21 protein-coding genes and 1 tRNA gene are annotated in these 24,103 nt (G+C 67.4%); 5 read left to right on the top strand and 17 right to left on the bottom strand.

Annotated features, from left to right (window positions below):
- Positions 1–306: 306 nt before the first annotated feature.
- The 5 genes from K7W42_RS16475 to K7W42_RS16495 all read right to left on the bottom strand — a co-directional run bounded on the left by K7W42_RS16475 (position 307) and on the right by K7W42_RS16495 (position 6,220).
- Positions 307–729 (bottom strand): hypothetical protein, encoded by a 423-nt coding sequence (locus tag K7W42_RS16475; protein ID WP_224575939.1) that lies wholly within the window; start codon positions 727–729, stop codon positions 307–309.
- Positions 730–887: 158 nt separating this feature from the next.
- On the bottom strand, positions 888–2,981 hold the full coding sequence (fusA, locus tag K7W42_RS16480; RefSeq protein ID WP_224575940.1) for an elongation factor G: 2,094 nt from the start codon (positions 2,979–2,981) through the stop codon (positions 888–890).
- A 273-nt stretch (positions 2,982–3,254) separates the two neighbouring features.
- Positions 3,255–3,725 carry a 30S ribosomal protein S7 gene (gene rpsG, locus K7W42_RS16485; protein ID WP_157461303.1) on the bottom strand — a complete coding sequence of 157 codons (471 nt, stop codon included), beginning with the start codon at positions 3,723–3,725 and terminating at the stop codon, positions 3,255–3,257.
- A gap of 131 nt (positions 3,726–3,856) precedes the next feature.
- Positions 3,857–4,261 carry a 30S ribosomal protein S12 gene (gene rpsL, locus K7W42_RS16490; protein WP_055363465.1) on the bottom strand — a complete coding sequence of 135 codons (405 nt, stop codon included), beginning with the start codon at positions 4,259–4,261 and terminating at the stop codon, positions 3,857–3,859.
- Positions 4,262–4,534: 273 nt separating this feature from the next.
- Positions 4,535–6,220 (bottom strand): thiol-activated cytolysin family protein, encoded by a 1,686-nt coding sequence (locus tag K7W42_RS16495; RefSeq protein WP_224575941.1) that lies wholly within the window; start codon positions 6,218–6,220, stop codon positions 4,535–4,537.
- A gap of 246 nt (positions 6,221–6,466) precedes the next feature.
- Between K7W42_RS16495 and K7W42_RS16500 the strand changes: the two genes are divergently transcribed.
- Positions 6,467–6,556 (top strand) — tRNA-Ser (locus K7W42_RS16500).
- Between the two features lie 141 nt (positions 6,557–6,697).
- Here K7W42_RS16500 and K7W42_RS16505 read toward each other — a convergent pair.
- The gene (locus tag K7W42_RS16505; RefSeq protein WP_224575942.1) at positions 6,698–7,150 is read right to left on the bottom strand and encodes a hypothetical protein; all 453 of its coding nucleotides are present in this window, start codon (positions 7,148–7,150) and stop codon (positions 6,698–6,700) included.
- Between the two features lie 318 nt (positions 7,151–7,468).
- Here K7W42_RS16505 and hflX point away from each other — a divergent pair, with 318 nt between their 5' ends.
- On the top strand, positions 7,469–9,178 hold the full coding sequence (gene hflX, locus K7W42_RS16510) for a GTPase HflX (RefSeq protein WP_224575943.1): 1,710 nt from the start codon (positions 7,469–7,471) through the stop codon (positions 9,176–9,178).
- Positions 9,179–9,276: 98 nt separating this feature from the next.
- Complete coding sequence (locus tag K7W42_RS16515; RefSeq protein WP_224575944.1) at positions 9,277–10,200, top strand: endonuclease/exonuclease/phosphatase family protein; 924 nt, start codon at positions 9,277–9,279, stop codon at positions 10,198–10,200.
- An 88-nt stretch (positions 10,201–10,288) separates the two neighbouring features.
- On the opposite strand, the gene K7W42_RS16520 is transcribed toward K7W42_RS16515, so the two are convergent.
- Together K7W42_RS16520 and K7W42_RS16525 are read right to left on the bottom strand one after the other, a co-directional pair.
- A complete protein-coding gene (locus K7W42_RS16520) occupies positions 10,289–10,861 on the bottom strand; it encodes a P-loop NTPase family protein (RefSeq protein ID WP_224575946.1) in 573 nt (190 codons plus the stop codon).
- A gap of 63 nt (positions 10,862–10,924) precedes the next feature.
- The gene (locus K7W42_RS16525; RefSeq protein ID WP_224575948.1) at positions 10,925–12,049 is read right to left on the bottom strand and encodes a PQQ-dependent sugar dehydrogenase; all 1,125 of its coding nucleotides are present in this window, start codon (positions 12,047–12,049) and stop codon (positions 10,925–10,927) included.
- Positions 12,050–12,180: 131 nt separating this feature from the next.
- On the opposite strand from K7W42_RS16525, the gene K7W42_RS16530 reads away from it, so the two are divergent.
- On the top strand, positions 12,181–12,387 hold the full coding sequence (locus K7W42_RS16530) for a hypothetical protein (protein ID WP_157461309.1): 207 nt from the start codon (positions 12,181–12,183) through the stop codon (positions 12,385–12,387).
- A gap of 132 nt (positions 12,388–12,519) precedes the next feature.
- Here the strand turns inward: K7W42_RS16530 and K7W42_RS16535 are convergent, their stop codons facing one another.
- The 4 genes from K7W42_RS16535 to K7W42_RS16550 form a co-directional block, all read right to left on the bottom strand.
- Complete coding sequence (locus tag K7W42_RS16535; protein ID WP_224575949.1) at positions 12,520–13,182, bottom strand: M48 family metallopeptidase; 663 nt, start codon at positions 13,180–13,182, stop codon at positions 12,520–12,522.
- A 161-nt stretch (positions 13,183–13,343) separates the two neighbouring features.
- A complete protein-coding gene (ypfJ, locus tag K7W42_RS16540; protein WP_224575950.1) occupies positions 13,344–14,198 on the bottom strand; it encodes a KPN_02809 family neutral zinc metallopeptidase in 855 nt (284 codons plus the stop codon).
- Positions 14,199–14,378: 180 nt separating this feature from the next.
- The gene (locus K7W42_RS16545) at positions 14,379–14,834 is read right to left on the bottom strand and encodes a hypothetical protein (RefSeq protein WP_224575951.1); all 456 of its coding nucleotides are present in this window, start codon (positions 14,832–14,834) and stop codon (positions 14,379–14,381) included.
- A gap of 543 nt (positions 14,835–15,377) precedes the next feature.
- Positions 15,378–16,373: a ribose-phosphate diphosphokinase gene (locus K7W42_RS16550; RefSeq protein ID WP_157461313.1), complete on the bottom strand. Its 996-nt coding sequence runs from the start codon at positions 16,371–16,373 to the stop codon at positions 15,378–15,380.
- 200 nt (positions 16,374–16,573) lie between these two features.
- Here K7W42_RS16550 and K7W42_RS16555 point away from each other — a divergent pair, with 200 nt between their 5' ends.
- Positions 16,574–18,004 (top strand): phytoene desaturase family protein, encoded by a 1,431-nt coding sequence (locus tag K7W42_RS16555; RefSeq protein ID WP_224575952.1) that lies wholly within the window; start codon positions 16,574–16,576, stop codon positions 18,002–18,004.
- Positions 18,005–18,068: 64 nt separating this feature from the next.
- On the opposite strand, the gene K7W42_RS16560 is transcribed toward K7W42_RS16555, so the two are convergent.
- The 5 genes from K7W42_RS16560 to K7W42_RS16580 all read right to left on the bottom strand — a co-directional run bounded on the left by K7W42_RS16560 (position 18,069) and on the right by K7W42_RS16580 (position 23,990).
- Positions 18,069–18,392 carry a hypothetical protein gene (locus tag K7W42_RS16560; RefSeq protein ID WP_224575953.1) on the bottom strand — a complete coding sequence of 108 codons (324 nt, stop codon included), beginning with the start codon at positions 18,390–18,392 and terminating at the stop codon, positions 18,069–18,071.
- A 102-nt stretch (positions 18,393–18,494) separates the two neighbouring features.
- Positions 18,495–19,619: a molecular chaperone DnaJ gene (dnaJ, locus tag K7W42_RS16565; protein ID WP_224575954.1), complete on the bottom strand. Its 1,125-nt coding sequence runs from the start codon at positions 19,617–19,619 to the stop codon at positions 18,495–18,497.
- A 149-nt stretch (positions 19,620–19,768) separates the two neighbouring features.
- On the bottom strand, positions 19,769–20,545 hold the full coding sequence (locus K7W42_RS16570) for a response regulator transcription factor (protein WP_224575955.1): 777 nt from the start codon (positions 20,543–20,545) through the stop codon (positions 19,769–19,771).
- Positions 20,542–21,309 (bottom strand): DUF4388 domain-containing protein, encoded by a 768-nt coding sequence (locus K7W42_RS16575; RefSeq protein WP_157461317.1) that lies wholly within the window; start codon positions 21,307–21,309, stop codon positions 20,542–20,544. The genes K7W42_RS16570 and K7W42_RS16575 overlap by 4 nt, the downstream gene beginning before the upstream one ends.
- Positions 21,306–23,990 carry a hybrid sensor histidine kinase/response regulator gene (locus tag K7W42_RS16580; RefSeq protein ID WP_224575956.1) on the bottom strand — a complete coding sequence of 895 codons (2,685 nt, stop codon included), beginning with the start codon at positions 23,988–23,990 and terminating at the stop codon, positions 21,306–21,308. Before K7W42_RS16580 ends, K7W42_RS16575 begins: the two co-directional genes overlap by 4 nt.
- Positions 23,991–24,103 lie beyond the last annotated feature (113 nt).

Genomic DNA, 24,103 nt, shown 5'->3' on the forward strand with positions numbered 1-24,103 from the left:
TCTTTACTCCCTCCAAGCGGTGGACAGCACGCAAAAGTGCCCTTTGCTCGGGCATCCCCCCGCGCATACCGCAGGGTTCTGGGGGCACGCGTGCGCCCACATTGGGTTGAATCTCGCCAGGGCAGTGTCCCGCCGTGCTGGCACGCTACGCCGCGTTTCCGCTCGCCGCCGTCGCAAGGCCGTTCAGCCTGCGCCGGCTGGGCCGTGACTCCACGGCGTACCGAAGAGTTAGGGTACATGATTTGGCCTGGCCTGGCAAGGGGCGACCTGGCTAGGTGGTCAGACCGCCCCACAGCGAACCTGGCGTTACCGACTGGTGTACGCCACGACTTCGCGGTCAAAGGCGCCCACCAGCATCACCAGGCCTAGCAGGGTGCCCAGCGGAAAAATCAGCAGACTGACCACGCCGATTAGGAGGCTGGACACGCGGCCCCAGGCCCGGCCTTCAAGGACGGCGCGCCGGGTGAAATACAGCAGCAGAATCTCCAGACTGGTCAGGGCAAACGACAGCCACAGCACCGTGGGGATCAGGGCAGGAGGCAGCACTTCAGTGGGCAGGCCCAGTTGCGCCTGAATCTGGGGCAGCATCTCCTGAATCCGAGGGCCTAGAAAGGGCAGAGTGAGCAGAGAAAAGGCGGCGTACAACAGCGAAATCAACAGCGGCACCGTCAGGAAGCTCAGGCGCTTAGGCACCGGACCAGGCGTGGGAGCAGAAGCAGGGGCAGTCATGTGAGCAGAGTAGCGCGAGCTCAACAGGAGCCGCCCGCCACTCCAGACACCGCAACTGTCTGACACAGGCTTGAGCGCCCCCTTGCCTGCACAGCTACTGGAACAGCCATCAAAAAGAGCGCCCCCGAGGAGGCGCTCCTTTCTAGCCTAAGCGGCGTTTACTTCTTCATCAGTTGCTGGGCGATGTTGTTCGGCACCTGGCTGTAGTGGTCGAAGAACATGGAGTAGCTGGCGCGGCCCTGGGTCATGGAGCGCATGTCGGTGGCGTAGCCGAACATCTCGCTCAGGGGCACGAAGGCCTTGACGATCTGCGCGTTGCCACGGGCTTCCATGCCCTGAATCTGGCCACGGCGGCTGTTCAGGTCACCGATGATGTCGCCCATGAAGTCGTCGGGCACCGTGACTTCAACGCGCATCACGGGCTCCAGCAGAGCGGGGGCGCCCTTCTGCACGGCTTCTTTCAGCGCCATGCTGCCGGCGATCTTGAACGCCATTTCCGAGGAGTCCACTTCGTGGTAGCTGCCGTCGTAAATGGTGACCTTCATGTCCACCACGGGGAAGCCGAGCATGGGGCCCGACTGCATGGCTTCTTCGATGCCCTTCTGGGCAGGGCCGACGTATTCACGGGGTACGGTGCCGCCCACGATGGCGTTTTCGAACACGAAGCCGGCGCCGGGTTCCAGGGGCTCGGCCTTGATCTTCACGTGACCGAACTGGCCACGGCCGCCGGACTGACGCACGAACTTGCCTTCAACATCCACCGCGCGGGTGATGGTTTCACGGAAGGCCACCTGGGGGGCGCCCACGTTCGCTTCCACCTTGTACTCGCGCTTCAGTCGGTCCACCAGGATTTCCAGGTGGAGTTCGCCCATGCCGGCGATCGTGGTCTGACCGCTTTCCTGGTCGGTTTCGACCTTGAAGGTGGGGTCTTCTTCGGCCAGCTTCTGCAAGCCCACGCCCATCTTTTCCTGGTCGGCCTTGGTCTTGGGCTCAATGGCCAGCTTGATGACGGGCTCGGGCACGTCGATGCTTTCCAGCAGGACCTTGTCGTCGCCGTCGCCAATCAGGGTGTTGCCGGTGCCGGCGTCCTTGAGGCCGATCACGGCGCCCAGTTCGCCCGCTTTCAGCTCGGTGACTTCTTCGCGGCTGTTGGCGTGCATCTTCAGCAGACGGCCCACGCGCTCGCGCTTTTCCTTGCTCGCGTTATACACGTAGCTGCCGCTCTGCAGGGTACCCGAGTAGATGCGCACGAAGGTCAGGCGGCCCACGTAGGGGTCAGCCATGATCTTGAACGCCAGCGCGGCCAGCTTACCTTCGGGATCGGCAGGGAACTCGGTGGTGTCTTCCGTGTCCTCAATCTTGCCCTTGATGGCCGGCACTTCCAGGGGACTGGGCAGGTAGTCGATGACGGCGTCCAGCAGCAGCTGCACACCCTTGTTCTTCAGGGCGCTGCCGCACAGCACGGGGAAGATGCGCTTCTCGATGGTGCCCTTGCGGATGGCGGCCACGAGCTGCTCCACGCTGGGCTCTTCACCCTCGAGGTACATCATCATCAGGTCTTCGTCGACTTCGGCGGCGGCTTCGATCAGCTGCTGGCGCATCTCGGCGACTTTGGCCGCGAACTGCTCGGGGATGTCGCTCTCGACGATATCGGTGCCCAGGTCGTTGGTGTACGTGTGGGCGCGCTGACGCACGATGTCGATGATGCCCTTAAAGTCGCTTTCCTCGCCCATCGGGTACTGCACGGGCGCAGGAATGGCGCCGAGGCGCTCGCGGATGTCGTTCAGCACGAGTTCAAAGCTGGCGCCGGTCTTGTCCATCTTGTTCGAGAACGCGATGCGGGGCACGCCGTAGCGGTCGGCCTGGCGCCACACGGTCTCGGACTGGGGCTCTACGCCCTGGCTGGAGTCGAACACAGCCACAGCGCCGTCCAGCACACGCATGGAGCGCTCCACTTCAATGGTGAAGTCCACGTGACCAGGGGTGTCGATGATGTTCACGACGTATTCTTGGTCCGTGCCGCTGCGCTTCCACTTGGCGGTGGTGGCGGCGGCGGTGATGGTGATGCCGCGCTCGCGCTCCTGCTCCATCCAGTCCATGGTGGCGGCGCCGTCGTGCACTTCGCCGATGTTGTGGGTGCGCCCGGTGTAGTACAGGATGCGCTCGGTGGTGGTGGTTTTGCCAGCGTCAATGTGAGCGGCAATCCCGATGTTCCGGAAGTGATTCAGATAGCTCTGGGCTTTGGTGGTCATAAGACTCCCTGATTCTGTCGGGTGACGTGTCTCGTCACCGTCAGTTCGGCACCCTGTTGAGGGGTTGGGGCAGCGGGCTTCCTCGCCTCACGCGAGATGGACGGTAGGGGGCGCCTACCGTCCGGGGGAGTGGGCTGCCGGGCTGTCCCCGGGCAGCTTGTGCTCTGTTGCGCGGCCAGTGGAAAAGCGCCACTGGCCGCTTCACGCCGCACAAGCTGCTTGCTGTTCCCACTCGCTCCGCTTGAATTTCGGGGCCTTGCCCCGAAATCGGACTTACCAGCGGTAGTGCGCGTAGGCGCGGTTGGCTTCCGCCATGCGCTCCACGTCGTCTTTCTTCTTGATGGCGCCGCCACGGCCCTGCGCGGCGTCCATAATTTCGCCAGCCAGACGCTCGACGGCGGTGCGCTCGGGGCGGCCGTCCACGGCGCTGATCATCCAGCGCAGGGTCAGGCTCTGCTTGCGGCGCTCGGTGGGCTCGACGGGCACCTGGTAGGTGCTGCCGCCCACGCGGCGGCTGCGCACTTCCACGCGGGGTTTGATGTTGTCGTAAGCCTGCTTGAAGATCTTCAGGGACTCCTGGCCGGTGCGCTCCTGAACGACTTTCATGGCTCCGTAGAAAATGCGGCTGGCGAGGTTCTTCTTGCCATCACGCATGATGCGGTTAATCATCGCGCTGACCAGCACGTCCTGGTAAACCAGGTCCGGCTGAACAACACGCACTTCGGCTTGGCGGCGACGTGCCATGGTTGACTCCCTTGAGGCTCAGCCCGGACCGTTCCGGGCGAGCGCGCGCACTTCAGGCGCGAATAACGTGCTTCATTGGCATCACCCCTTGGGGTGAAGGCGGGCTGGGCCGGCAGGCGGCCCTAGACGCCTTACTTCTTCTTCGCGCCCGCAGCCGCAGCGCCGGCCTTGGGCTTCTTGGTGCCGTACTTGGAGCGGCTCTTGTTGCGGTCCTTCACGCCCTGGGTGTCCAGACTGCCGCGCACGATGTGGTAGCGCACACCGGGAAGATCTTTCACACGGCCGCCGCGAATCAGCACGACGCTGTGCTCCTGCAGGTTGTGGCCTTCACCGGGGATGTAGGCGGTAACTTCAAAGGCGCTGCTCAGGCGAACACGCGCAATCTTACGCAGCGCCGAGTTGGGCTTCTTGGGGGTGGTGGTCTTGACGACCGTGCAGACGCCGCGGCGGAAGGGGCTGCCCTTCAGGGCAGGAACCTTGCTCTTCTTCTGGATCGTCTTGCGACCCTTACGGAGCAGTTGCTGGGTGGTGGGCAGGGAAAATCACTCCTAACAAAAAGTATGAAGAGGGCGGGTGGCGGCCCACGCGGACGGGACCGTCAAGGGTTGACGAAACGGAACTCTGAGGTGATCGCGCACCCGCTCTTCTGGGGGTGGCCTGCCGAAACACGGACTGGTGCAACCCTGGAACCCAGAGCCGTGTTCAACCTTCCCAGCATACGCCTGCGGCCTCAAGCCGTGCAAGAGGGAGCGTGGGCCGTCAAAACCCCCGCCAGGACGGCGGGGGAAGCGTGAGCGTCCGCTTTTGCTTTATCGGCCTGTCACACCAGTCGAGCCCACGACCGTCATCCCCTGCAAGTCGCCGGAGTGACAGGTGCCGCAGCTGTCCTCGCTGACCAGGCGCTCGCTGCCGTTGACCAGCAGGGCCACGCGGGTGTCGCGGCGGGAGGTGCCGAAAAGACCGTAGGAATTGACGGTGCTGCGAATCCGCAGCCGGTTCAGGTCGCTGGCCATCAGGTTGGACACGTCGTAGTACTGGTCCGAGCCGTCTTGGGACTGCTGCACAATCGTCGTGTTGTTGCCGCTGGAATTGGTCAGGTAGACCTCGGTGTCGCCCTTGCGGTTGCTGACGCGCAGCTCGATCTTGGGCCCAAGGCGGCAGGTGCGCTTCAGGAACTTGGACGTGGTCTGGTAGATGGCGTTGCGGTTGTCCCAGCGCTTGAGGGTAAAGCCGATGGGCTTCAGGGTGGTCAGGGGGAAATCGGTCATCTTGAAGTAGTCGCGCCAGGCGTCGCCGCTGAACAGAGCCACCTGCGCGGCGTAAGGGCCGCCCATGGCCAGCACGTTCAGGCTGCTGTTTTTGACCAGTTCTTTCTGCTCGGTGCTCAGGCTGCCCGACTGCTCGCTGTACTTGACTTCCAGGGCGGCAGCCAGGGCGCTGGCCGAACGGTGGGTGTCGTAGCGCAGGACCATCAGGCGGCCGTACTGCACCTTGTTGATGTAGGTGGGCAGGTTGCTGGAGGACAGCTGCCCGATGGACTGAAGGTACGACAGGTCGCCGGTGGTCAGGCTGTTGTTGAACAGCATGTTGGCGGGCGTGCCGTTCTCGGTGACGCCAACGTTGGCCAGAGTCTGCACGAAGACCACGTAGACGCTGCTCTTTTCGACGCTGGAACTGGAGTCCATAGAGCCGGTCACACCCACCCCGTGAAACTTGAGGTTCAACTTGAGCTTGTGGCTGAGTTCGCGCAGGCTTGAGGCCTCCTGCACCTTCAGGAACACGTTGCTGGGCTGACCTAGTGACGACGCGCCGCTGAACATGTTGCCAATGGCGCCCAGCACCCCGGCCGAATCCGGCGCCACGTTGGGCGTGCTGGTAAAGCGGGTGTCGCTTTCAATAGTCAGGGGCACGCGCTTGTTCGTGGGCACGCTGATGGTGGCCATGGTCGAAGCGCCGCCGTACAGGCTGTCGCCCTGAATCAGCGCGCCGGGCCAGATGGTCGTGGGTGGCTCTTCCATCAGGACATGCCCACTGGCTGGGTCGTTGACATAGTCCACCAGCACGCTGGAGCACAGGTCGTAGGGGTCGGCACTGGGCGGCGGCAAGGTCTGCTGCCAGACGCTGGGGGCGCCCACAAACAGCCCGTCAATCTGCGCCTGGGTATCCGGCAGCACCTGAGCGCGGAAAGCCGCTGGCGCCTGCAGGTAGGGGTTAGCGGCTTCCAGCAGCGACACGCCGTACTGGGCCGCGCGGTTTTCCAGCTCGCTCCAGGGCCGCACCTGTGGGGCGGATGAGGTGGGTTCGCCCGGATCACCGGGCTCGCCGGGGTCACAGGGGTCAGGCACACGCTGGGCGTTCAGACCAGCGCTCTCGGTCACGGGGCACTCTGGAAAGCGCTGGCTGTCCAGCCGCTCAGGTGCGGGCGCCTGACCACAGGCCCCCAGGGCCAGCATGAGCGAAGTGACGAGCAACAGACGGGAAGCGGGGTGAGACATGGTGGACTCCTTGAACAGAGAGGGGAAGGCGGTGGGGGGCATTTCGCCGAAGTCCGCTTGGCCCGGACCTCTCTGGCGTGGAGTGAGTGTGCGCCCGCCCCCAGGAACGCCCAGGGAAACGCCGCCGGATTCCCTGCGCGTTCCCGCCTTCTCTCTGGCCCCAAGTCACAGCCCAGCCCCTTTACTGGTCGCTGGCACGTCGCCGGAGGCTGTGCTACACTCCGCTCTGCCCGTTCTTTCCCGTGCGGAGAGGTGCCAGAGTGGTTGAATGGGTCGGTCTCGAAAACCGAAGTAGTCGCAAGGCTACCGTGGGTTCGAATCCCACCCTCTTCGCCAAAGCCAAGCCCCCAGGTCAGCGCCTGGGGGTTTTGCGTTCAGGGTCACCGCGCCCTTGGGCGGGATGGACAGACACCCCTCGGGGCCACAGCAACAGCTGTTCGTAATGCGCTTACTTGTGGGCCGCTGGGCCAATCTGCTTCAGCGCGACGAAACACCGTTGTGATCTGCGTTCAGGACGCCCAGCACCGCCGCTTCCCGCGCCGCCAGCACCACCGCGCCGTGGGCCTCCCGCAGGGCCTCGGGTGGCAGTGGCAGATACAGCGCGTCGTACAGGGCCTGCCCAGCGCGGGCCAGCGCCACCAGTTCGGCGCGCCAGGCCGCCGCGTCGGTGGGCGTCCAGGTGGCCGGGTCGTTCGAGTCTTCCAGGAGGGCGTGGGGGTCACTCAGGCGTGCGGCAGTCAGCTCCAGGTGGTGCCGCAGCGCCAGCACCCGCCGGGCCAGGGCAGGCCGGGCCTGCACCGCGCCGAAAGTGAGGGTGTGGACAGTGTGCAGCAGCCCACGCTCGCCGGGGCCACTGAACAGGCCAGTCAGGCCGTCCGGGCCATACAGCACTTCTCGCAGGGTGTCGCGCAGCAGGTCGGGGGCAGCCATCGTGATGCACGGTACGCCACACAGCGGATGCCGGTTCCGCCGCTCCTGTCCTACCCTGAGGGCACGATGATCCTGAAGATCAAGATTTTCCTGTAATCGCACACGTTTGGCAGCGGCCCTCACGGTAAAATGAGGCCAATGCCGAACCCCTGTGCCGACCCCGGCCCCGCGAACCTTGTTCGGCTGGCCTGCGGTTGGCCCAGGCGTGACCCTCTGGGCTCTGAGCATCCGCTCGCCCCTCTTCACCTTCTCTGTCTGCCTGCGGCATACCGCCTGCAGCCGGGCGTCCCTCCAAGGAAGTGAACGACCATAGATAAAGTGCATGGCAATACCTCTGGCCTGCGTCCCGCACAACTCAAAACCCTGGGCAACCTCTACCGCCGCCGCATCGAGCCGGGCCGTGTGGGATCGCCGGAGCTGGCGCGCAACCTCGCGGAACTCTCGCACGACCTGCGCCGCGAGGTCGGTGTGCTGATTGACCGTCGGGGCCGCGTGATTTCCGTGAGTGTTGCGGACGCCCGCGCCACCGAATTTCCCGAGGTCCGGCTAGGCGAGACCCGCCTGGCGGGCTTTCACCTGCTGCACGCCCACCCGCGCGGCGGCGCCCTGAGCAAGAGTGACCTCTCGACCTTGTTCCTGAAGCGCCTGGACGCAGTGAGCGCCATTGAGGTGCAGCAGGAAGGTCAGCCGGGCCTGGTGCATACCGCGCACCTGACGCCGCCCGGCACTGTAGGTGAGGAAGAAGACTGGCGCATCTTGCCGCCTGTGCCGGCGTTTCAGATTGACGAGTTTGACCTGGGCGCCCAGGTGAGCGCACTGGAAGAAGAGATCGCCCGCGCAGCCCGCACCCGTGAGGCCAAGAAGGACCGGGAACGCGCCATTCTGGTGCAGATTGACCAGGGCGAATTTGACGCCGAAGAGCGCTTGGACGAACTGAGCGAGCTGGCCCGCACCGCCGGGGCTGAGGTCGTGCACCGGGAACTGGTGTACCGCCGCCACCTGAAAGCCGGCACGCTGGTCGGGGCCGGGAAGCTCGAAGAGCTGACCAGCAAGGCCTATCACCTGGACGCCGACCTGCTGATTTTTGGGCAGGAGCTGGGGGCCGCCCAGGCGCGCGAGATTGAGGCCGCCACTGGCCTGAAAATCATTGACCGCACGCAGCTGATTCTGGACATCTTCGCGCTGCACGCGCAGGGCGTGGAGTCGCGCCTTCAGGTCGAACTGGCGCAGCTGCGCTACATGAAGCCGCGTCTGCTGGGGGCCGGCGCCGCCCTCTCCCGCATTGGGGGCGGGGGCGGCAGCGCCGGGGGTGGGGCGATTGGCACGCGTGGCCCTGGTGAAACCAAGCTGGAGCTGGACCGCCGCCGCATCAACGACCGCCTGAGCCTTCTGGAAAAGCAGCTGGAAGGCGTCTCGCAGCGGCGCGAGGAGCGCCGTAAGCAGCGCGCCCGCAACGACGTGCCCGTGATTTCGATTGTGGGCTACACCAACGCGGGCAAGTCCACCTTGCTGAACGCCTTTACCCACGCGGCCGAAGAACCCCGCCGGGTGCTGGCCGAGAACAAACTGTTTGCCACCCTGCGCCCGACCAGCCGCCAGGGCTATCTGGAGGGCATTGGGCCGGTGGTGCTGACCGACACCGTGGGCTTTATCCGCGACCTGCCCAAAGACCTGACGCGCGCGTTCCGCTCTACGCTGGAAGAAATTGGCGACGCCGACGTGCTGCTGCACGTAGTGGACGCCGCCAGCCCCGGCGCCGACACCCGGCTGGACGCTGTGAACCGCATTCTGGAGGAGCTGGGCTTCCGCGACCTGCCCACGGTGGTCGCCCTGAACAAGGCCGACGCCGCCGACCCTGAGGCCCTGACCCGTGAGGTTGAGCGCACAGAGGGGATTCCGGTCAGTGCCCTGAGAAACCTCGGCCTGAGTGAGCTGAAAGAAGCCCTGAGCGACGCGGTGGCGCAGGTGCAACGTCAGCACCTGGCCGCCCAGGAAGAGGCGAGGCTGCTGGCCGCGCAGTACCGCTAGGCAGGACCACACCGCACAAGTCAGCATCCACAGGGACAGCCGGCGCGCTGTCCCTTTTGTCGGATGCCCCCGCCGCGCAACTCTGCCAGAGTCGGCGGATGCTGGCCTGGGTGTATCTGATTCTGGTGATGCTGGTCTGGGGGCTGGGGGAAACCCTGGGAGAACGGACGGTGCCCACGCTGCTGCTGGCGTATGCGCCGCCGGTGGTCTGGGCGCTGCCCGCGCCTCTGGTGATCGGCTGGGCACTCTGGCGCCGACGAGGCCGCCGGGCAGCCCTGGCGGCCACGGTTCTGGCACTGTGGGGCGCGGGCCTGCTGCACTGGTCGCCTCAGCAGAGCGGGGCCCTGCGCGTGGTGACCTACAACGTGCTGCGCGGTGACCGCGTGAGTCCAGGGCAGCTGGGCCAGGCGCTGCGGAGCCTGAACGCCGACGTGATTCTGCTGCAAGAGAGCAATTTTCGCCGGGCTGACTTTCGGGCAGCCCTGGAACAGGCATTGCCCGGCTACCACGCCGAACATGCCGCCGAGGTCAGCACCTTGACGCGGCTGCCCATTCTGGCCGCCCAGCGCCTGTCGCTCCCAGGCAACCGGCGCGAGGTACTGGTCACCCGCCTGCGCTGGCAGGGGCAGCCGCTGACAGTGGTCAATGCCCACCTGGGCACAGTGCAGGTGGTGGACGCCCTGGCGGGGGACTGGGCCTACTTGCAGCGCACGCGCAACAACCGTGAAGCCCAGGTGGCGCGGCTGGAGGCGCTGGCCGCGCAGACGGGGGGGCGCGTGTTGCTGGGTGGCGACCTGAATACACCGCCGCGCGGCCGGGTGTGGCGGCGGCTGCGGGTGGCCTACGGTCCCGACGCCCACGACCTCGCCGGACGCGGCCCTGGCTGGAGCTTTCCAGCGCTGCGGGTCCGCATTGACCATCTGCTGACCGACGACCTGAACCCCACCACCAGCCGGGTGCTGCCCTGGACCTTCAGCGACCACCGCCCCCTGCTGGCGGAGTTTGCAGGGCCACCCCGCTGACAGCGGTTGCCCGTTCCATTGAGGCGCCAACACCGCCTCTCTACTCCACTTTTGCTGCTGTCTGTGACGGATATTCTCTGTGTTCGCCTCAGCGTGGTTGAGGGTAATGATCCTCAATCACGCTAGGGCTGGGTTCCGCTGTAAGTGGGCGCTGCGCGGCCAGCCACGCCTGGGCCTGCGCCGGGGTCCGGAGCCGCACCAGGGTCAGGTGGGGAAACTGGGCCACCAGCGCCGGGGTTTCGCGGCGCCGGCGCCAGTGGGTGCGGAAAAACCAGCGCACCGGTCCCTCGGCACTGACCGCGCCGCGCAGATGCTCGCGGTTGCCGTTCCAGAGTTCCTGCTGGGTCAGCACCCGCCGCGCCGTGCGGGTCAGCGCCCGCCAGAACACCACGGGCCCCGGATAATCCAACCAGACCAGCGTGTCGGCCCGCGCCCAGCCTAGGTCACGGGCTTTGGCATAGTTGCCGTCCATGACCCAAGCGTCCTGCACCGTAAAAGTGGCCACCTGCGCACGAAACTGGGCCAGCGGAGCTTCCTGCCACCCCGCCTGATGGTTCCAGGCGTCCTGCTCGCCGTGGGGCACACCCAGCCGCCCGGCCAGAGCGCGCGCCAGGGTAGTCTTGCCGCTGCTAGTGGTGCCAATCACGAGAACGCGCTGCATCCTGCCCAGAAAACCAGACTAAGGGCTGACCGCGCATCCGCCAGTCAGCCCATACCGGCCCCTTTAAGGCCGCGCGGTCAGCTTCAGAATCCGGCCGCTGCTGTATTCGGCGACGTACAGCTCGCCGCGCTCGTCTTCACCGAAGGTGCTGGGGCCGCTGACCTTGCCCAGTGTGGCCTTACTCCAACTCTGGCCCGTGGTGGGCGCCCCCCAGACCGTGCCCGAGGCGAAGTCGGCAAACACATACTGACCCTTGAGCGCCGGGACTGCGCTGCCCCGGTAGACGTACCCGCCCGTGATGCTCTGGCCTTCCTGGCGGCCGTATACCAGCACCGGCTCGGTGTAGGGGCCAGACTTGCAGTTGGCTTCGTAGCACTGCCGGCCCTCGCGCACGCGCCAGCCGTAATTTTCGCCGCCCTTGCTGGCGCGCGGCTGCCGGTCCACTTCCTCAAAGGCGTTCTGGCCCACGTCGGCAATCACCAGGTCGCCCGTTTGCCGGTCAAAGGAAAAGCGCCACGGGTTGCGCAGGCCATACGCCCAGATGTTGGCGTTGGCGCCGCTGCGGCCTGCAAAGGGATTGCCCGGCGCGGGCTTGGCCTCGGCGCCGCGCACATCGAAGCGCAGAATCTTGCCCAGCGGCGACGCGAGGTTCTGGGCATTGTTCTGGGGGTCACCGCCCGAGCCGCCGTCCCCCAGACCCAGATACAGAAAACCGTCTGGCCCGAAAGCCAACTGGCCGCCGTTGTGGTTAGCGTAGGGCTGCTTGGCGGTAAAGAGGGTCTTGGCACTGGCGGGGTCGGCGCGGGTGCCGCCTGCCGCGGCTGTGTAACGGGCCAGCACGGTGTTGCCGTTCCGGTCCGTGTAATGCACGTACAGACGCCGGTTGGTCTTGTAGGCAGGGTCAAAGGCCAGCCCCAGCAGCCCGCGCTCGCCGCCCGCCCGGGTCAGGGCCCGCAGGTCCAGAAAGGTGCCGCTCTGGACCTGGCTGCCCTGAACCACCCGGATGCGCCCGTCCTGCTGCGCCACGTACAGCCGCCCCGAGCCGTCACCTGCATGCGTAATAGCCGTGACCTGCTCTAAGCCACTGACAAAGGGCGAGAAGGCCACGCTGGGGGCCTGGGCCGCAGCAGGACCAGACAGCGCGGCAGCCAGCAGGGCCGCAGACAGGGCAGACAGAGGGCGCACCATGCCCCAGTGTGCCGCGTGCTGGGGCGGCCTCTCCCTTGTGCGGCGTGAAGAGACCTTTACAGGTTTGGCACGCAGCACAGGGCAAAGCTGCCGGACACTAAGACCCTCAACTCTTTTCAGGAGGTTTTCCTATGACTGGTCCCTACGACCGACCCCCCTCCCCCGCCACCGAACCCACCGACACGCCCGCTCCCATGCCCGAGCAGATGCCGGGCCGCAGCGACACCGGCCCCATCAGCGACCCGCCGGCCAACCCGGACCTGCCCGGCATGCCCGAGCCAGATCCCACCCAGAACCCAGATACCCCTGGGCTCCCGGAGCCGATGCCTGCGATGTAACCCTAGGCGACCAGCCCCCGACTGGTTGTACGGCCAGCGCTAAGAGGGCTGGCCGCTGTGCTGTGCCCTCTTACCAAGTTTTCAAGTCGCAACACAGGGCCGCCTACTGACCCTTGCCCCACAGGCTGACAGCTATAGGGTGTGACCCTGTTCGCGCAGCCACGCCCTCTGGCGCGACCAGTCCGGCATGATGCGGGCCACATGCGCCCAGTAGCGCGCGGAATGATTCAGTTCCAGCAGATGCGCGGCCTCGTGGAGGGCGACGTAGTGAAAAACTTCCAGCGGCGCGCGGCTGAGTTTCCAGTGCAGGCGAATATCGCCCCTGGCGGTGCAGCTGCCCCAGCGTGACCGCGCGGCACTCACCGTCACGCGGCCCAGCCGGCCCTGGGCGTCCAGTTGACCTGCATACGCCTCGACCAGTGCGCGGTAAGGCCCAGCGCAGGCTGCACGGGTCCAGCGTTCCAGGGCGACCTTAGGCTGGTCGAGAGGCAGGAAGAGAGTCTCCCCCACCCGTCGCGCTGGCCCGGCCCCTTCCAGGCGTACAGTCAGGAACTGACCCAGAAACGGCAATGGCTGGCCATCCTGCAGTGCACCCTGGGCTGGTGGGCGGGCCGCATAGGCCGCCAGATGTCTGGCCACCCAGTCACGCCGCGTGTCGAGAATGGCTTCCAGTTGCGCCACTGGCACCCGCACAGGGGCGTAAAGAGTCACAGTTCCAGGCGCCACCTGAAGCGCCACTGTCCGCCGCCGCGCACTGCGCTTGATCGTGACAGGCACGCCCGCAACTTCCCACATGCTCATAGAAGACTGCAAAAGAAGGGCGGGCACGTGAGACCTGCCCACGTGCCCGCCTGCTGCTGACTTCCAGTTTCACCCTGGAGCCAGAAACGCCTCAGGGTTCCGTTGGCGCCGCTGTCTTGTGCAAATACTCTCTCGGTTTGCCCTGGGTTCCGCCCTCAAAGCTGGTTGTAATTGACGTTGAACGTGTCGCACTTGTTGGGGTCGCCGCTGTTCAGGCCCGTCATGAACCACTTCACCCGCTGTTGGCTGGACCCGTGGGTAAAAGCGTCCGGCACCACATAGCCCTGCGACTGACGCTGAAGGTTGTCGTCGCCAATCGCTTCGGCGGTGCGCACCGCCTCTTGCACGTCTGTCTGGGTAATCTTGGTGTCCTCGCGGGTGCGGTTGCCCCAGACCCCAGCAAAGCAGTCCGCCTGAAGTTCCAGGCGCACGCCGTAGCTGTTGGCCTCGGCCTCGGTGCGGGCGCTGCGCTGACGGCGCTCGACCTGATCGGCAATCCCCAGCTCGTTCTGGACGTGGTGCCCGACCTCGTGGGCCAGCACGTAGGCATACGCAAAGTTGCCGCCGCCGCCTAGCCGCTGCTGCATGGTGTTAAAGAAGCTGGTGTCCAGATAGACGTTGTTGTCTGCGGGGCAGTAAAACGGCCCCACGGCGCTGTTGGCCTGGCCACAGCCGCTGCGCGTGCCCCGCGTGTACAGCACCAGGGTCGGCTCGGTGTAGGTGCGGCCGGCCTGCTTGAAGATGCTGCTCCAGACGACATCGGTGCTGCCCAGGACCTCTTTGGTGAACTGAAATTCCTCGTCGTTGGCACCCGGGGCGCCCTGCGACTGGGCCGGTGCGCTCTCTTGATCGCCGCCCAGAATGGCGCCGGGATCGATCCCGAAAAACATGGCAATCAGGGCGATAATCAGGCCGCCAATCCCACCGACAGCAATGCCGCCGCCAGGCAGGCCACCGGCGCCCCGGCGGTCTTCGACATTGCCAGTGCCAGGAAGGTTTTTCCAGTCCATACAGTCTCTCCTTGACAGGTCGGGCTGGCCCTACGGGCGCCTCCTGGTCTCGAAGGTCATTGTAGGAACCCCTGCAAAGGGGCCGTCTGACGACACCTTTAGGCTTTGCAGGGAAGTTTTGAAGAAATCAGCGGGGCTTTCTTAACGCGGCAGCGGCGAAGGGCTCTGAACATCCAGGATTCAGGCCGAGCGGCGCAGCAACAGCACACCCACGGCCAGGCCCAGTAAGGTCCCTACCAGCAGGCCACCCGGCAGGCCGAACGACGCCTGCGCTTTTGGCACGTTAGGCAGCACTGCCGTCAGGAGCCGGTCCAGCCCCAGCCCAGCTAGCACCACCAGGAGCATCAGGGCCATGCCCAGCCCCCAGGCCGTCAGTTCACGCGCTGGGGAGGCGCCAGCTGCTGTCAAGGCGCGCGGCACGGCCACCAGCCCAGCAGCCGCCAGCCCCACCCCCACGTAGACCAGCCCAAACCCCCGGCTGAAGCTGTCGCCAGCCAGCGTCATCACCAGCGCCACTACCGCCGCTCCCGCGCCTAGACCCGCCAGCCCCAGGGCCAGTGGCCCGCGCACCAGCATGACCCCCAGCGCCAGGCCCAACCCCGCGCCTCCACCTAACAGCCACCCAAGCCACGCCATACCCCATTCTTAACAGGTTGGCAGGGCGCTGCGCGTCAACCGAACGAGGCATCCATAAAATACAGCGCGGCGGGCTGTCCAGCAGCGGAGGCCACGACCTACAGGCTCTCGCCGCGCCCGATGTTCTCCGTCGGCTCATTACTCTGTTCTCTCTGGGCCAGAGACGGCTGCCGGGCGTCACAGAGCGCCGTCAGTTCCTCACCAGTCAGGCGGCGCGTCCCTTAGTCCTCCGTTTCTTCTGGCAAGCCAGGCACATCCAGAATGGTCCCGGTGCCCCCGCTGGTGTGAGGCCCTAATACATGCGACTTGGCGGTGATGGGAAAGCGGGGAAACATGACGGGCGACTATCGGCCTGCCTCGAATTCTCTGACTTTAACACGCTCCAGGACAGCGGCGTCACCGGCTTCATAAGGCTCGGCGTCAAATCAAAAATGACCACCCATGATATCAATCAGGTTCATAGGCCAACATGTGCCGCAAAGCCCTGCTGGCAGGCAAAGAGGCAGAGCCGATCTGGCCCTGCCTCCTTTCGCTGCGCGCGTCTCAGGTAAACAGCGTGCTGACGCTGGCGCCAGTGTGGATGTTGGTAATCGCGTCGGCAAACAGCGGGGCCACGTCCAGCACCGCCAGTCGGCCATTGGAGCCGTCCAGTTTGCTCTGGGGCACCAGCACCGTGTTCGTGCTGGCCACCTGGGTCACGTCCAGGGCCGCGATGCGCTGAATGGCCGGGCCGGTATAGACGCCGTGCGTCACTGCCACGTACACGTCCTTGGCGCCCATGCTGCGCGCGATATTGACCGTTTCCACCAGGCTGCCGGCCGTGCTGATCTCATCGTCCACGATGAAGACGGTCTTGCCTTCCACGTCCCCGATCAGGGCGCGGGGACGCACTTCGGTGTCAGACAGGCGCTCTTTGTCAATCATGGCCAGCCCGGAGTCCAGGCGGCGGGCGATCTGCGAGGCGCGCTTGATGCTCCCGGCGTCGGGGGCCAACACCACGCCCGTGTGGGCGTCGGGCACCGACCTTTTGAAGTGGTCTGCCAGCACCACATCGGCCGACAGGTGGTCCACCGGCACCTTGAAAAACCCGTGCACCTGCGGGGCGTGCAGGGTCATGGTCAGGATGCGGTCGGCGCCGGCTTCCTGCAAAAGGTCGGCAATCAGGCGCCCGGCAATCGAGATGCGCGGGCTGTCTTTCTTGTCACTGCGGGCATACGAGTAATACGGAATTACAGCCGTGACGCGCCCGGCGCTGGCGCTCTTGGCCGCGTCGATCATCAGCATCAGTTCCATGATGGAGTCGCTGACAGGCGTGGAAAAGGTCTGCACGATAAACACGTCGCCTTCGCGCAGCGATTCCTCGTAGTGCACGATGATGTTGTCGTTGGAAAACTTCTCGGTGGTGCTGTGGCCCAGCGGCACCCCCAGGTGGTCGCAGATGGCCTGGGCCAGTGGGCGGTTACTCTGCCCGGCAAACACCAGCAGGGGCGAGCGGCGGCTGTTGAGCAGGGTGGACGGAGCGCGGTGGGGGACGGACAAGGGGAAATCCTCCAGAGAGAGGGGCGAAGAGAAAGGCTGCGGACGTGCGCGGCGCAGGAGGCCGGAAACCGCTCAGCAGCATACCCGGCGCACCGCCGGGGTGTCACCGCGCGCGGGCGTGCCCCGCCGGGGAACAGCGGGCGCGGCGTCTGCCTGACAGGGACGGTCCCGCCGCACCGGGGCCAGGGTAGGCTGAGCCCGTGAAACTGGACGCGGTGGTGGTGGGCGCGGGCCCCAACGGGCTCTCGGCGGCCGTGACCCTGGCCCGCGCGGGCCTGCGGGTGCAGGTGCTGGAAACGCATCATCAGGTGGGCGGCGGCCTCCAGAGCCGCGCCTTGACGCAGCCCGGATTTATCCACGACTACGGCTCTGCGATTCATCCGCTGGCAGCGGCCAGTCCGGCCTTTCGCACCTGGCCGCTGCACGCCTACGGCCTGCGCTGGGTACAGCCCCCAGTGCCCGCCGCGCATCCACTGGGGGCCGGCGCTGTCCTGCTGCACCGTGACCTGGAGGCCACAGCGGCCGGCCTGGGGCGTGACGGCCCGGCCTGGCAGCGTCTGCTGAAACCGCTGATGCACGACTGGGAAGGGCTACTGGACGACATCCTGCGGCCCTTGCCCCGCGTGCCGCGCCGGCCCCTGACGCTGGCCCGCTTTGGCCTGCGCGCCCTGCCCAGCGCCGACCTGCTGGGCCGCGCCCTGTTCCGCACCCCCGAGGCCCGCGCGCTGTGGGCGGGGCTGGCGGCCCACACGGCCCTGCCCCTGACGACCCCCGGCACCGCCGCGCAGACGCTGGTGCTGGCGCTGCTGGCCCACGCGGTCGGCTGGCCCTTCCCGGCAGGAGGGGCGCAGCGGCTGGCCGACGCCCTGCACGCTTACCTGACCTGGCTGGGCGGTGAGGTCCTGACCGGCGTGACGGTGCGCGGTCCGGCCGACCTGCCCCCCGCGCGGGTAACGCTGGTGGACAGCAGCCCCCGCGTGCTGCTGGACCTGCTGGGCGAGCGGGCGCCGGCGAGGTACCGCGCGGCCCTGGCGCGCTACCGCTACGGCCCCGGCCTGCAAAAATTTGACTACGCGCTGTCCGGCCCGGTGCCCTGGCAGGACGAGCGGGTCGCCCTGGCCGCCACCGTACATCTGGGCGGCCACGCCCCTGAGATTGCCGCAGCTGAGGCCGTCACCACCCGCCGCATCCCGGCGCGCCCCTATGTCCTGAGCGCCCAGCCCAGCCTCTTTGACCCCAGCCGCGCGCCCGCTGGCCACCACACGTTCTGGGCCTATACCCACGTTCCCAGCGGCAGCGCTGAGGACGCCCAGGCCCAGGTGGAGAGGCAGCTTGAGCGCTTTGCCCCCGGATTTGGGGCGCGGGTGCTGGCCCGGCACCGCACGACAGCCCGGCAACTGGAAAGCTTCAGCCCCGTTTTTCAAGGAGGGGACGTGAATGGCGGCGCGGGCGACCTGTGGGGCCTGCTGGCCCGCCCGGTGCCCACGCCGACGCCCTACCGCACCCCCGTGCGCGGCGTGTACCTGTGTTCCAGCGCGACCCCACCTGGCGGCGGCATTCACGGCATGGCCGGGCATCACGCCGCTCTGGCCGCCCTGAGGGACGAATTTGGGATTCAGGAGGTGCCGTGAGGGCCCGGTGGTCATGAAAACCCCCAGGGCAGACACCGCCGACCTGGGGCAACCTCACCTGCACTTAGCGCCGCGTCTTTTTCTTCTTGACCTTTTTGGTCTTGACCTTGGCGGTCTCGTTCAGGCCGACGCTGGTGATAGCCGTAGCGCGCCCGGCCACAAACGTCACGCTGGCGTAGCTGGCCGCCGAGTTCTTCCACTGGTACACGGCCTGGGTGGCGGTGCTGGACAGCTGCTCGCCAGGAGCGCCCACAATGCGCTGCACCTCAGGGAGGCTCAGGCCCGTGCGCAGGCGCTGGTATTCCCCCTTGGTAATCAGGTCTTCAGGACCGCAGGCACTCAGGGCGCCCAGCGAGAGCACCAGCCCCAGCACAGGTAAACGGATCATGCGACTCCTTTGCAGCCTCAGACAGATACCGTCTCTCTTCCATTCGCCCCACTCGGCTTGAATTGTTAGTACAGACCATTCAAGCCGGATGGGGCAACGGGCCTACTCGCCCCGGAAGATTTTGCCGACCTTACCCAGAAAGCCCTCGTGTTTCTCGTTCACCTCGTCGCCCACGGCGCGCGCATAGGCCAGCAGGGCCTCGCGGGCCTCGGGGGTCAGCTGGCCAGGCTTGGGCACCACCACGTCATATTCCACAATCAGGTCGCCGCTGCCCGAGCCCTGCAGGCGGGGCATCCCCTGACCGCGCAGGCGGTGCAGTTCGCCGTGCTGGGTACCGGCCTTGACCTCCACCGTCTGCGGCCCGTCCAGAGTGGGCACCGTCACCTGACCGCCCAGCGCCGCGCGGGCAAACCCGATCTTGGCCGTATGAATCAGGTGTTCCTGCTCCCGGCGCAGCTCTGGGTGGCGCTCCATCTCGATATGGACGTACAGGTCGCCGTTGCCGCCAGGCCCCTCGTTGCCCATGCCACTGACGCGAATGCGGTAGCCCTCGTCAATACCGCGCGGCAGCTTGACGCTCACCGTTTCGGCTTTCAGGGTGCGGCCCCGGCCTTTACACACCGTGCAGGGGTCCTGAATGATCTGGCCCTCGCCCCGGCAGGTGGGGCAGGCCTGCTGCGTTTCCACGACGCCAAAAATGGTCCGGGCCTGGGCCCGCACGGCGCCGGCCCCGCCACAGGTCGTGCAGGTGACAGGAGGCTTGCCGCCGGGTTCGGTCTTGCTGCCGTGGCAGTGGGTGCAACCCGTCAGGCGGTCGACATCAACCTGGATTTCTTCACCGGCGCGGGCCTGGGCCAGCGTGACGTGGGCCTCGGTTTCCAGGTCGTCGCCGCGCGCGGGGCCGCGCCGGCCCCCCCGGCCACCTGCGGCGCCGCCAAACAGCTGCTCGAAGATGTCCATCGGGTCAAACCCGGCCCCGCCCATGCCGCCAAAGGGGTCGCCCCCCGGCATGCCGGCGCTGGGCGCACTGCCAAAGCGGTCATAGTGCGCGCGTTTTTCAGCGTCACTCAGGACCGCGTAGGCCTCGTTGATCTGGGCAAACTTTTCGGCGGCCCCCGCCTCTTTGTTGCGGTCAGGGTGGTATTTCAGGGCCAGCTTGCGGTAGGCGGATTTAATCTCGTCGGCGCTTGCGGTTTTCGCCACGCCCAGCAGTTCGTAATAGTCCATAGGGTCGTTTCTCGCCGGGCACCTGCACGGGCGCCGGGCCTCCGGGATTCAGGTTAACACGACCGCACTCAGGAAAAGTGGGTGGGCTGTACCTAGAGCGGGTGGGCTGTGAGGGTCTATCTCCCACAGCCCACGCTTCACCAAGTCCCTTAGTTGTGCCGGGACGCCAGCCAGCCTTCGACGGCGGCGGCGGCGCCTGCTTGCTCCAGCACCACGGCCAGTTGACCGTTGCCAGAGGCCGTCAGCAGCACCGGCTGGCGGGCATAGGTCAGCGTGATGTGGCGCAGGTCGCCCTGGCCCACATGGGTGCCCCCCACGTTGGCCGCCGTCACCAGAAAGCGAGCGTACATGGCAAAAGCTTCGGGCAGGGCCGCGCCGGTCTGGGCGCTGACCTGACCACCTTCGCCGTACAGGGTGGCGCCCAGTACGCCGTCCAGGCGGCCCAGGCTGTCCAGCAGGCCACCATCGGTGCCGGTCTGGACAGAGGTTGCGGGAGGCTCGGCGGCAGCGGGGGCCGCCGGGGCGCGGGCGGCGAGGGCCGCGCGCAGATGCGGCTCGATGGCCGGCAGCAACTCGGCCGGGGTAAAGGGCTTGCGCAGGACGCCACAGGCGCCGGCCCCCTGGGCGTCGCGCTGGGTCACCTCATCCACGATGCCGCTCATGAGCATGATGGGGGCACTGATCCCCCGGTCGCCCAGAATGCGGGCCAGTTCCAGGCCGCTCATGCCGGGCATCAGGATGTCGGCCAGAATCATGTCGGGCATCGGCTCCAGCGATTCCAGGGCGGCCTCGGCGCTGTCGGCCATGCGCACGGCGAAGCCCTGCGGGGCCAGGATGCGCTCCAGGGCTTTACGGACGCTGACGCTGTCGTCCACCACCAGCACAGTGGTGGGGTTGGCGGGGTCGGTGAGGTCGGACGGATTCATGAAGCCTCCAGGGCAGAAGAGTGACTGTCAGCGGCGTGGGCATGGTCGACATGCACCGCCGCTTCCATCAGCAGCCGGGCGGTGGGCAGGGTAATTTGCTTGGGATACCCGCCCAGGGCGTCCGGGGAAAGAAGGTGAAAACGGAAGTCGCCCTCGGGCCGGGCACTGAGCAGGAGCGTCGCGGCCTGGGTGGGCGCGCGCCCCGCATATTCGGCGTCAATAATCTCGCCCCGGCGCAGCACCAGGTGGGCGGGCTGCGCCCCCAGATGCACGATCAGCAGGCCCGAGAGCTGCAGTTCCTGGGCGCAGAGCAGCACGTCGGTCAGGCCCAGGTCGCTCAGGTCGCCTTCCAGGGACGCCGCTTCGGGGTCGTCCCAGGTGGGCGCGGCGGGACCCGGCATGCGGGCCAGGGCGCGGGCCAGGCCCTCGGGGGCACTGGACCCAGCCGGCACCACGACATCGAATGGCCCGCCGTAGCGGCTGGGCAGCTGCGCGCCGGCAATCAGCACGATGGTCTGGGCGCTGGCCGGGTCGTCCCGCAGAATCTCGTGCAGGTCGGCAGGGCTGAGGTCGTCCAGCAGGGGGTCAATCACCACCAGCGGGGGCCGCTCACGCTCAATCTGGGTCAGGGCGTGCAGGCCACCCGCCGCCGTGGCCGCCGTCCAGCCCGCCACCTCAATCAGGGCGGCGTGGGACAGCGCCCGTGACAGCTGCGGCGAGACCACCAGGCAGCTGGCGGGCGTGTCCAGCAGGGGGCTGGTCATGCCTGGGCTCCTGGCTGAGCGGCGCCCGGCAGCAGGGCCGTGAGGCGGCGCAGCAGCAGCCGCTCCTCGGCGGGCTTGGCCAGGTAATCGTTGGCGCCCAGTTCCAGGGCGAGCTGCTGGTGCTTCTCGCCGGCGCGGGTGGTCATCATGACCACGGGCGTCTGCGTGTGGGCCGGGCTGGCCCGCAGCGCACGCAGCAGCTCGAAGCCGTTCATGCGCGGCATTTCCAGGTCGCTGAGAACCAGGTCGGCGCCCAGGCCCGCCAGCATCTTTTCCAGGGCGTCCTGGCCGTCGTGCGCGGTGGTCACGGTAAAGCCGGCGCGTTCCAGCGTGCGGCCTACGTGGCGGCGCACGCTGAGGCTGTCGTCCACCAGCAGGATGTGGGCCTGGGCCGGCGCGGCGGCCAGGGCAGCCCGGCGCGGCTGGGCCTGCATGCGGCTGAGCCCCACCGGGTCCAGCACCGGCACCGGGTAGGCGCGGCCGTCCGCGTCGCTGAGGGTGGTCATGCCGCTCAGGTAGCCCAGGCCGCTCAGCAGGTTCCCCGCCGGGCGCAACACGATTTCTTCAAGGCTCAGGAAGTCGTCCACGATAACCTGCAGGGTACCGCCCTCCGGCAGATTCAACCGTGCCACATACCGCGACGTGCCGGCAGCCTCGCCCCAGGCGGCGCCCAGGTCCAGGCTGCCGGCCGGGGCCTGACCGGTCAGGGCGCTCATGCCCTGCAGCTGGGTCGCCAGCACCGCCACCCGCACCGAGCCCACGCGCATGACCAGCACGTCGGTAATCTGTTGCGCCACCGGCACCGAGAGGTTCACGGCGGTGCCCTGGCCCGGCTGACTGGTCAGGCGAACGCGGCCCCCCATGCGGGCAATCGCGTCGCGCACGGCGTCCATGCCCACGCCGCGCCCGGCTTCCTGCGTGACCTGCTGGGCGGTGCTGAGGCCCGGCAGGAAGACCAGCGCGGCCGTCTGCTCGTCGGTGTAAGCGGCCAGCTCGCCGGCGCTGGCGTGGCCGGCTTGCAGGGCGCGGGCGCGCAGGGCGTCAAAGTTCAGGCCCTTGCCGTCGTCGCGCACCATGACCGTCAGCTGGCCGTCGGTCACGGCCGCCGCCACCTTGATGCTCAGCCGGGCCGGCTTGCCCAGGGCGGCGCGGGCATCTGCGCCCTCACCCCCGTGAACGGCGGCGTTGGTCAGCAGGTGCAGCAGCGCCTCGCCCAGCGGCCCGGCGTGCTGGGCGTCCAGCAGACTGTCCTCGCCCTCAATGGTCAGGGTGAGGTCGTCCCGGCGCCCGGCCCAGCGGTGCAGCGGGGCCGTCACGCGCGACAGCGGCACCAGGCGGGCGCGGCTGAGTTCCACGCGCAGCTGACGGGTCAGTTTTTCCAGCGCCGTGACCTCGTCGCCCAGCGCGCTGATACTCTGTGCCGTCTGGGCGCGGACCTCCACCAGGTCCGCGCTCAGCTCGGTCACCGCGCGCGCCAGGATGTTCAGGTCGTCGTAGGTGTCCAGCTCCAGCGCCCCGAAGTCAGCCATGCGGTCTTGCAGCTGCCCGTCCTGGGTGGGCGCCGCCGCCGCCCCCGCGCCCATTTGCAGGTGCGGGTTTAAGTAGCGTTCCTCGAAGTCGCGCACCGTGCGCTGCACCCGCTCGTGGGCAGCGTCCAGGCTGGCGGCCACCTGCTGCTGCCGCAGGAACAGGCCGTTGAGGCGCGCGCGGGCGGCCACCAGCCCCGCCACGTCGTCCAGCATGCCGTCCAGGCGGGCGCTGTCCACACGCACACTCAGGCGCTCGGGGGCGGCGGTGGGGGCCGCCGGTTCGGGTGCCGGCGCACTGAGGGTGACTTCCTGACCCGCCAGCAGCGCCGCCACCATGTTGCGGTAGGTCTGAATCCGCTCGCCGGGGTTCTCGGCGCGGCCCTCGGCGTGGGCCAGCACCGCCTCGGCCAGATTGAGGCCGTCGTCCAGCAGCGGCAGGGCGCGCTCCAGGGTCACGGCGTCCTCGCGGGCGGCGCCCAGCAGGTCCTCGACGGCGTGGCCCACCTCGGCCAGCGTGGAGAGCCCCACCATGGCGCTGGAGCCCTTCAGGGTGTGCCCAGCACGGAACAGAGCGGCCAGGTCCGGGCTTTCGGCGTGCAGACCCGCGCGCAGCAGGCCCATCAGCTCGGCGGCTTCCGGGCCAAAGTCCTCCCAGATTTCGGCGTTGACCACCGCAAACACGTCTTCACGGGCGTCACTCTGACTGACCCGGGCTTCCAGCCGGAACGGCTGGCTGCGCAGAAAGTCCGTCACGAAGGCCGGGCCGGCAAGTTCGGCAAAGTGCAGGCCCACCTCGCCCTCGCTCTGCCCGCTCTCGACGCGGTTCAGGGCCGCGCTGAGGCTGGTGATCATGCGCTCGATGATTTCGGTCAGGGGCTGCACCGCCGCCTCACCCAGTCCGGCGCGGCCTTCCATCAGGCGCTCCATCAGGGCGGCCAGGGCGGCGGTCTGGGGGTGGCTGTACAGCGCGGCGGTGCCGTGCAGGCGGTGGCTGAGCACCCACAGGCGCTCCATGGCGCCGGGGCGGGCGTCGGGCACCCACAGGTCAACGGTGGCGTCTTCCAGGCCCGCCACGACGCTGCGGGCATCCTGCAAATACGTGGCGGTCAGGTCCGCGTCCAGGGTGACCGGGGTCTGTGGCGAGTACGTCATGGCGGTATTCCTCTCTGGAAGTCAGGCAGGGCGAAGGAGGGAGGGGGGACAGACGGGGCGGAAGCTGGGCCGGGCGGCGCCCGCACAGGGCGCAGGTCACCTCGGCCCAGCCT

The organism is Deinococcus betulae (assembly GCF_020166395.1).
Taxonomy (GTDB): Bacteria; Deinococcota; Deinococci; order Deinococcales; family Deinococcaceae; genus Deinococcus; species Deinococcus betulae.

Coding starts and splice junctions, on each gene's coding strand:
- K7W42_RS16530 (WP_157461309.1), top strand. CDS start 12,181: ATGACTGGTCCCTACGACCGACCCCCCTCCCCCGCCACCGAACCCACC.
- dnaJ (WP_224575954.1), bottom strand. CDS start 19,619: ATGGACTATTACGAACTGCTGGGCGTGGCGAAAACCGCAAGCGCCGAC.
- K7W42_RS16560 (WP_224575953.1), bottom strand. CDS start 18,392: ATGATCCGTTTACCTGTGCTGGGGCTGGTGCTCTCGCTGGGCGCCCTG.
- ypfJ (WP_224575950.1), bottom strand. CDS start 14,198: ATGGACTGGAAAAACCTTCCTGGCACTGGCAATGTCGAAGACCGCCGG.
- K7W42_RS16575 (WP_157461317.1), bottom strand. CDS start 21,309: ATGACCAGCCCCCTGCTGGACACGCCCGCCAGCTGCCTGGTGGTCTCG.
- K7W42_RS16505 (WP_224575942.1), bottom strand. CDS start 7,150: ATGGCTGCCCCCGACCTGCTGCGCGACACCCTGCGAGAAGTGCTGTAT.
- K7W42_RS16520 (WP_224575946.1), bottom strand. CDS start 10,861: ATGCAGCGCGTTCTCGTGATTGGCACCACTAGCAGCGGCAAGACTACC.
- K7W42_RS16495 (WP_224575941.1), bottom strand. CDS start 6,220: ATGTCTCACCCCGCTTCCCGTCTGTTGCTCGTCACTTCGCTCATGCTG.
- K7W42_RS16545 (WP_224575951.1), bottom strand. CDS start 14,834: ATGGCGTGGCTTGGGTGGCTGTTAGGTGGAGGCGCGGGGTTGGGCCTG.
- K7W42_RS16515 (WP_224575944.1), top strand. CDS start 9,277: ATGCTGGCCTGGGTGTATCTGATTCTGGTGATGCTGGTCTGGGGGCTG.
- K7W42_RS16525 (WP_224575948.1), bottom strand. CDS start 12,049: ATGGTGCGCCCTCTGTCTGCCCTGTCTGCGGCCCTGCTGGCTGCCGCG.
- K7W42_RS16580 (WP_224575956.1), bottom strand. CDS start 23,990: ATGACGTACTCGCCACAGACCCCGGTCACCCTGGACGCGGACCTGACC.
- K7W42_RS16535 (WP_224575949.1), bottom strand. CDS start 13,182: ATGTGGGAAGTTGCGGGCGTGCCTGTCACGATCAAGCGCAGTGCGCGG.
- K7W42_RS16475 (WP_224575939.1), bottom strand. CDS start 729: ATGACTGCCCCTGCTTCTGCTCCCACGCCTGGTCCGGTGCCTAAGCGC.
- fusA (WP_224575940.1), bottom strand. CDS start 2,981: ATGACCACCAAAGCCCAGAGCTATCTGAATCACTTCCGGAACATCGGG.
- K7W42_RS16570 (WP_224575955.1), bottom strand. CDS start 20,545: ATGAATCCGTCCGACCTCACCGACCCCGCCAACCCCACCACTGTGCTG.
- rpsG (WP_157461303.1), bottom strand. CDS start 3,725: ATGGCACGTCGCCGCCAAGCCGAAGTGCGTGTTGTTCAGCCGGACCTG.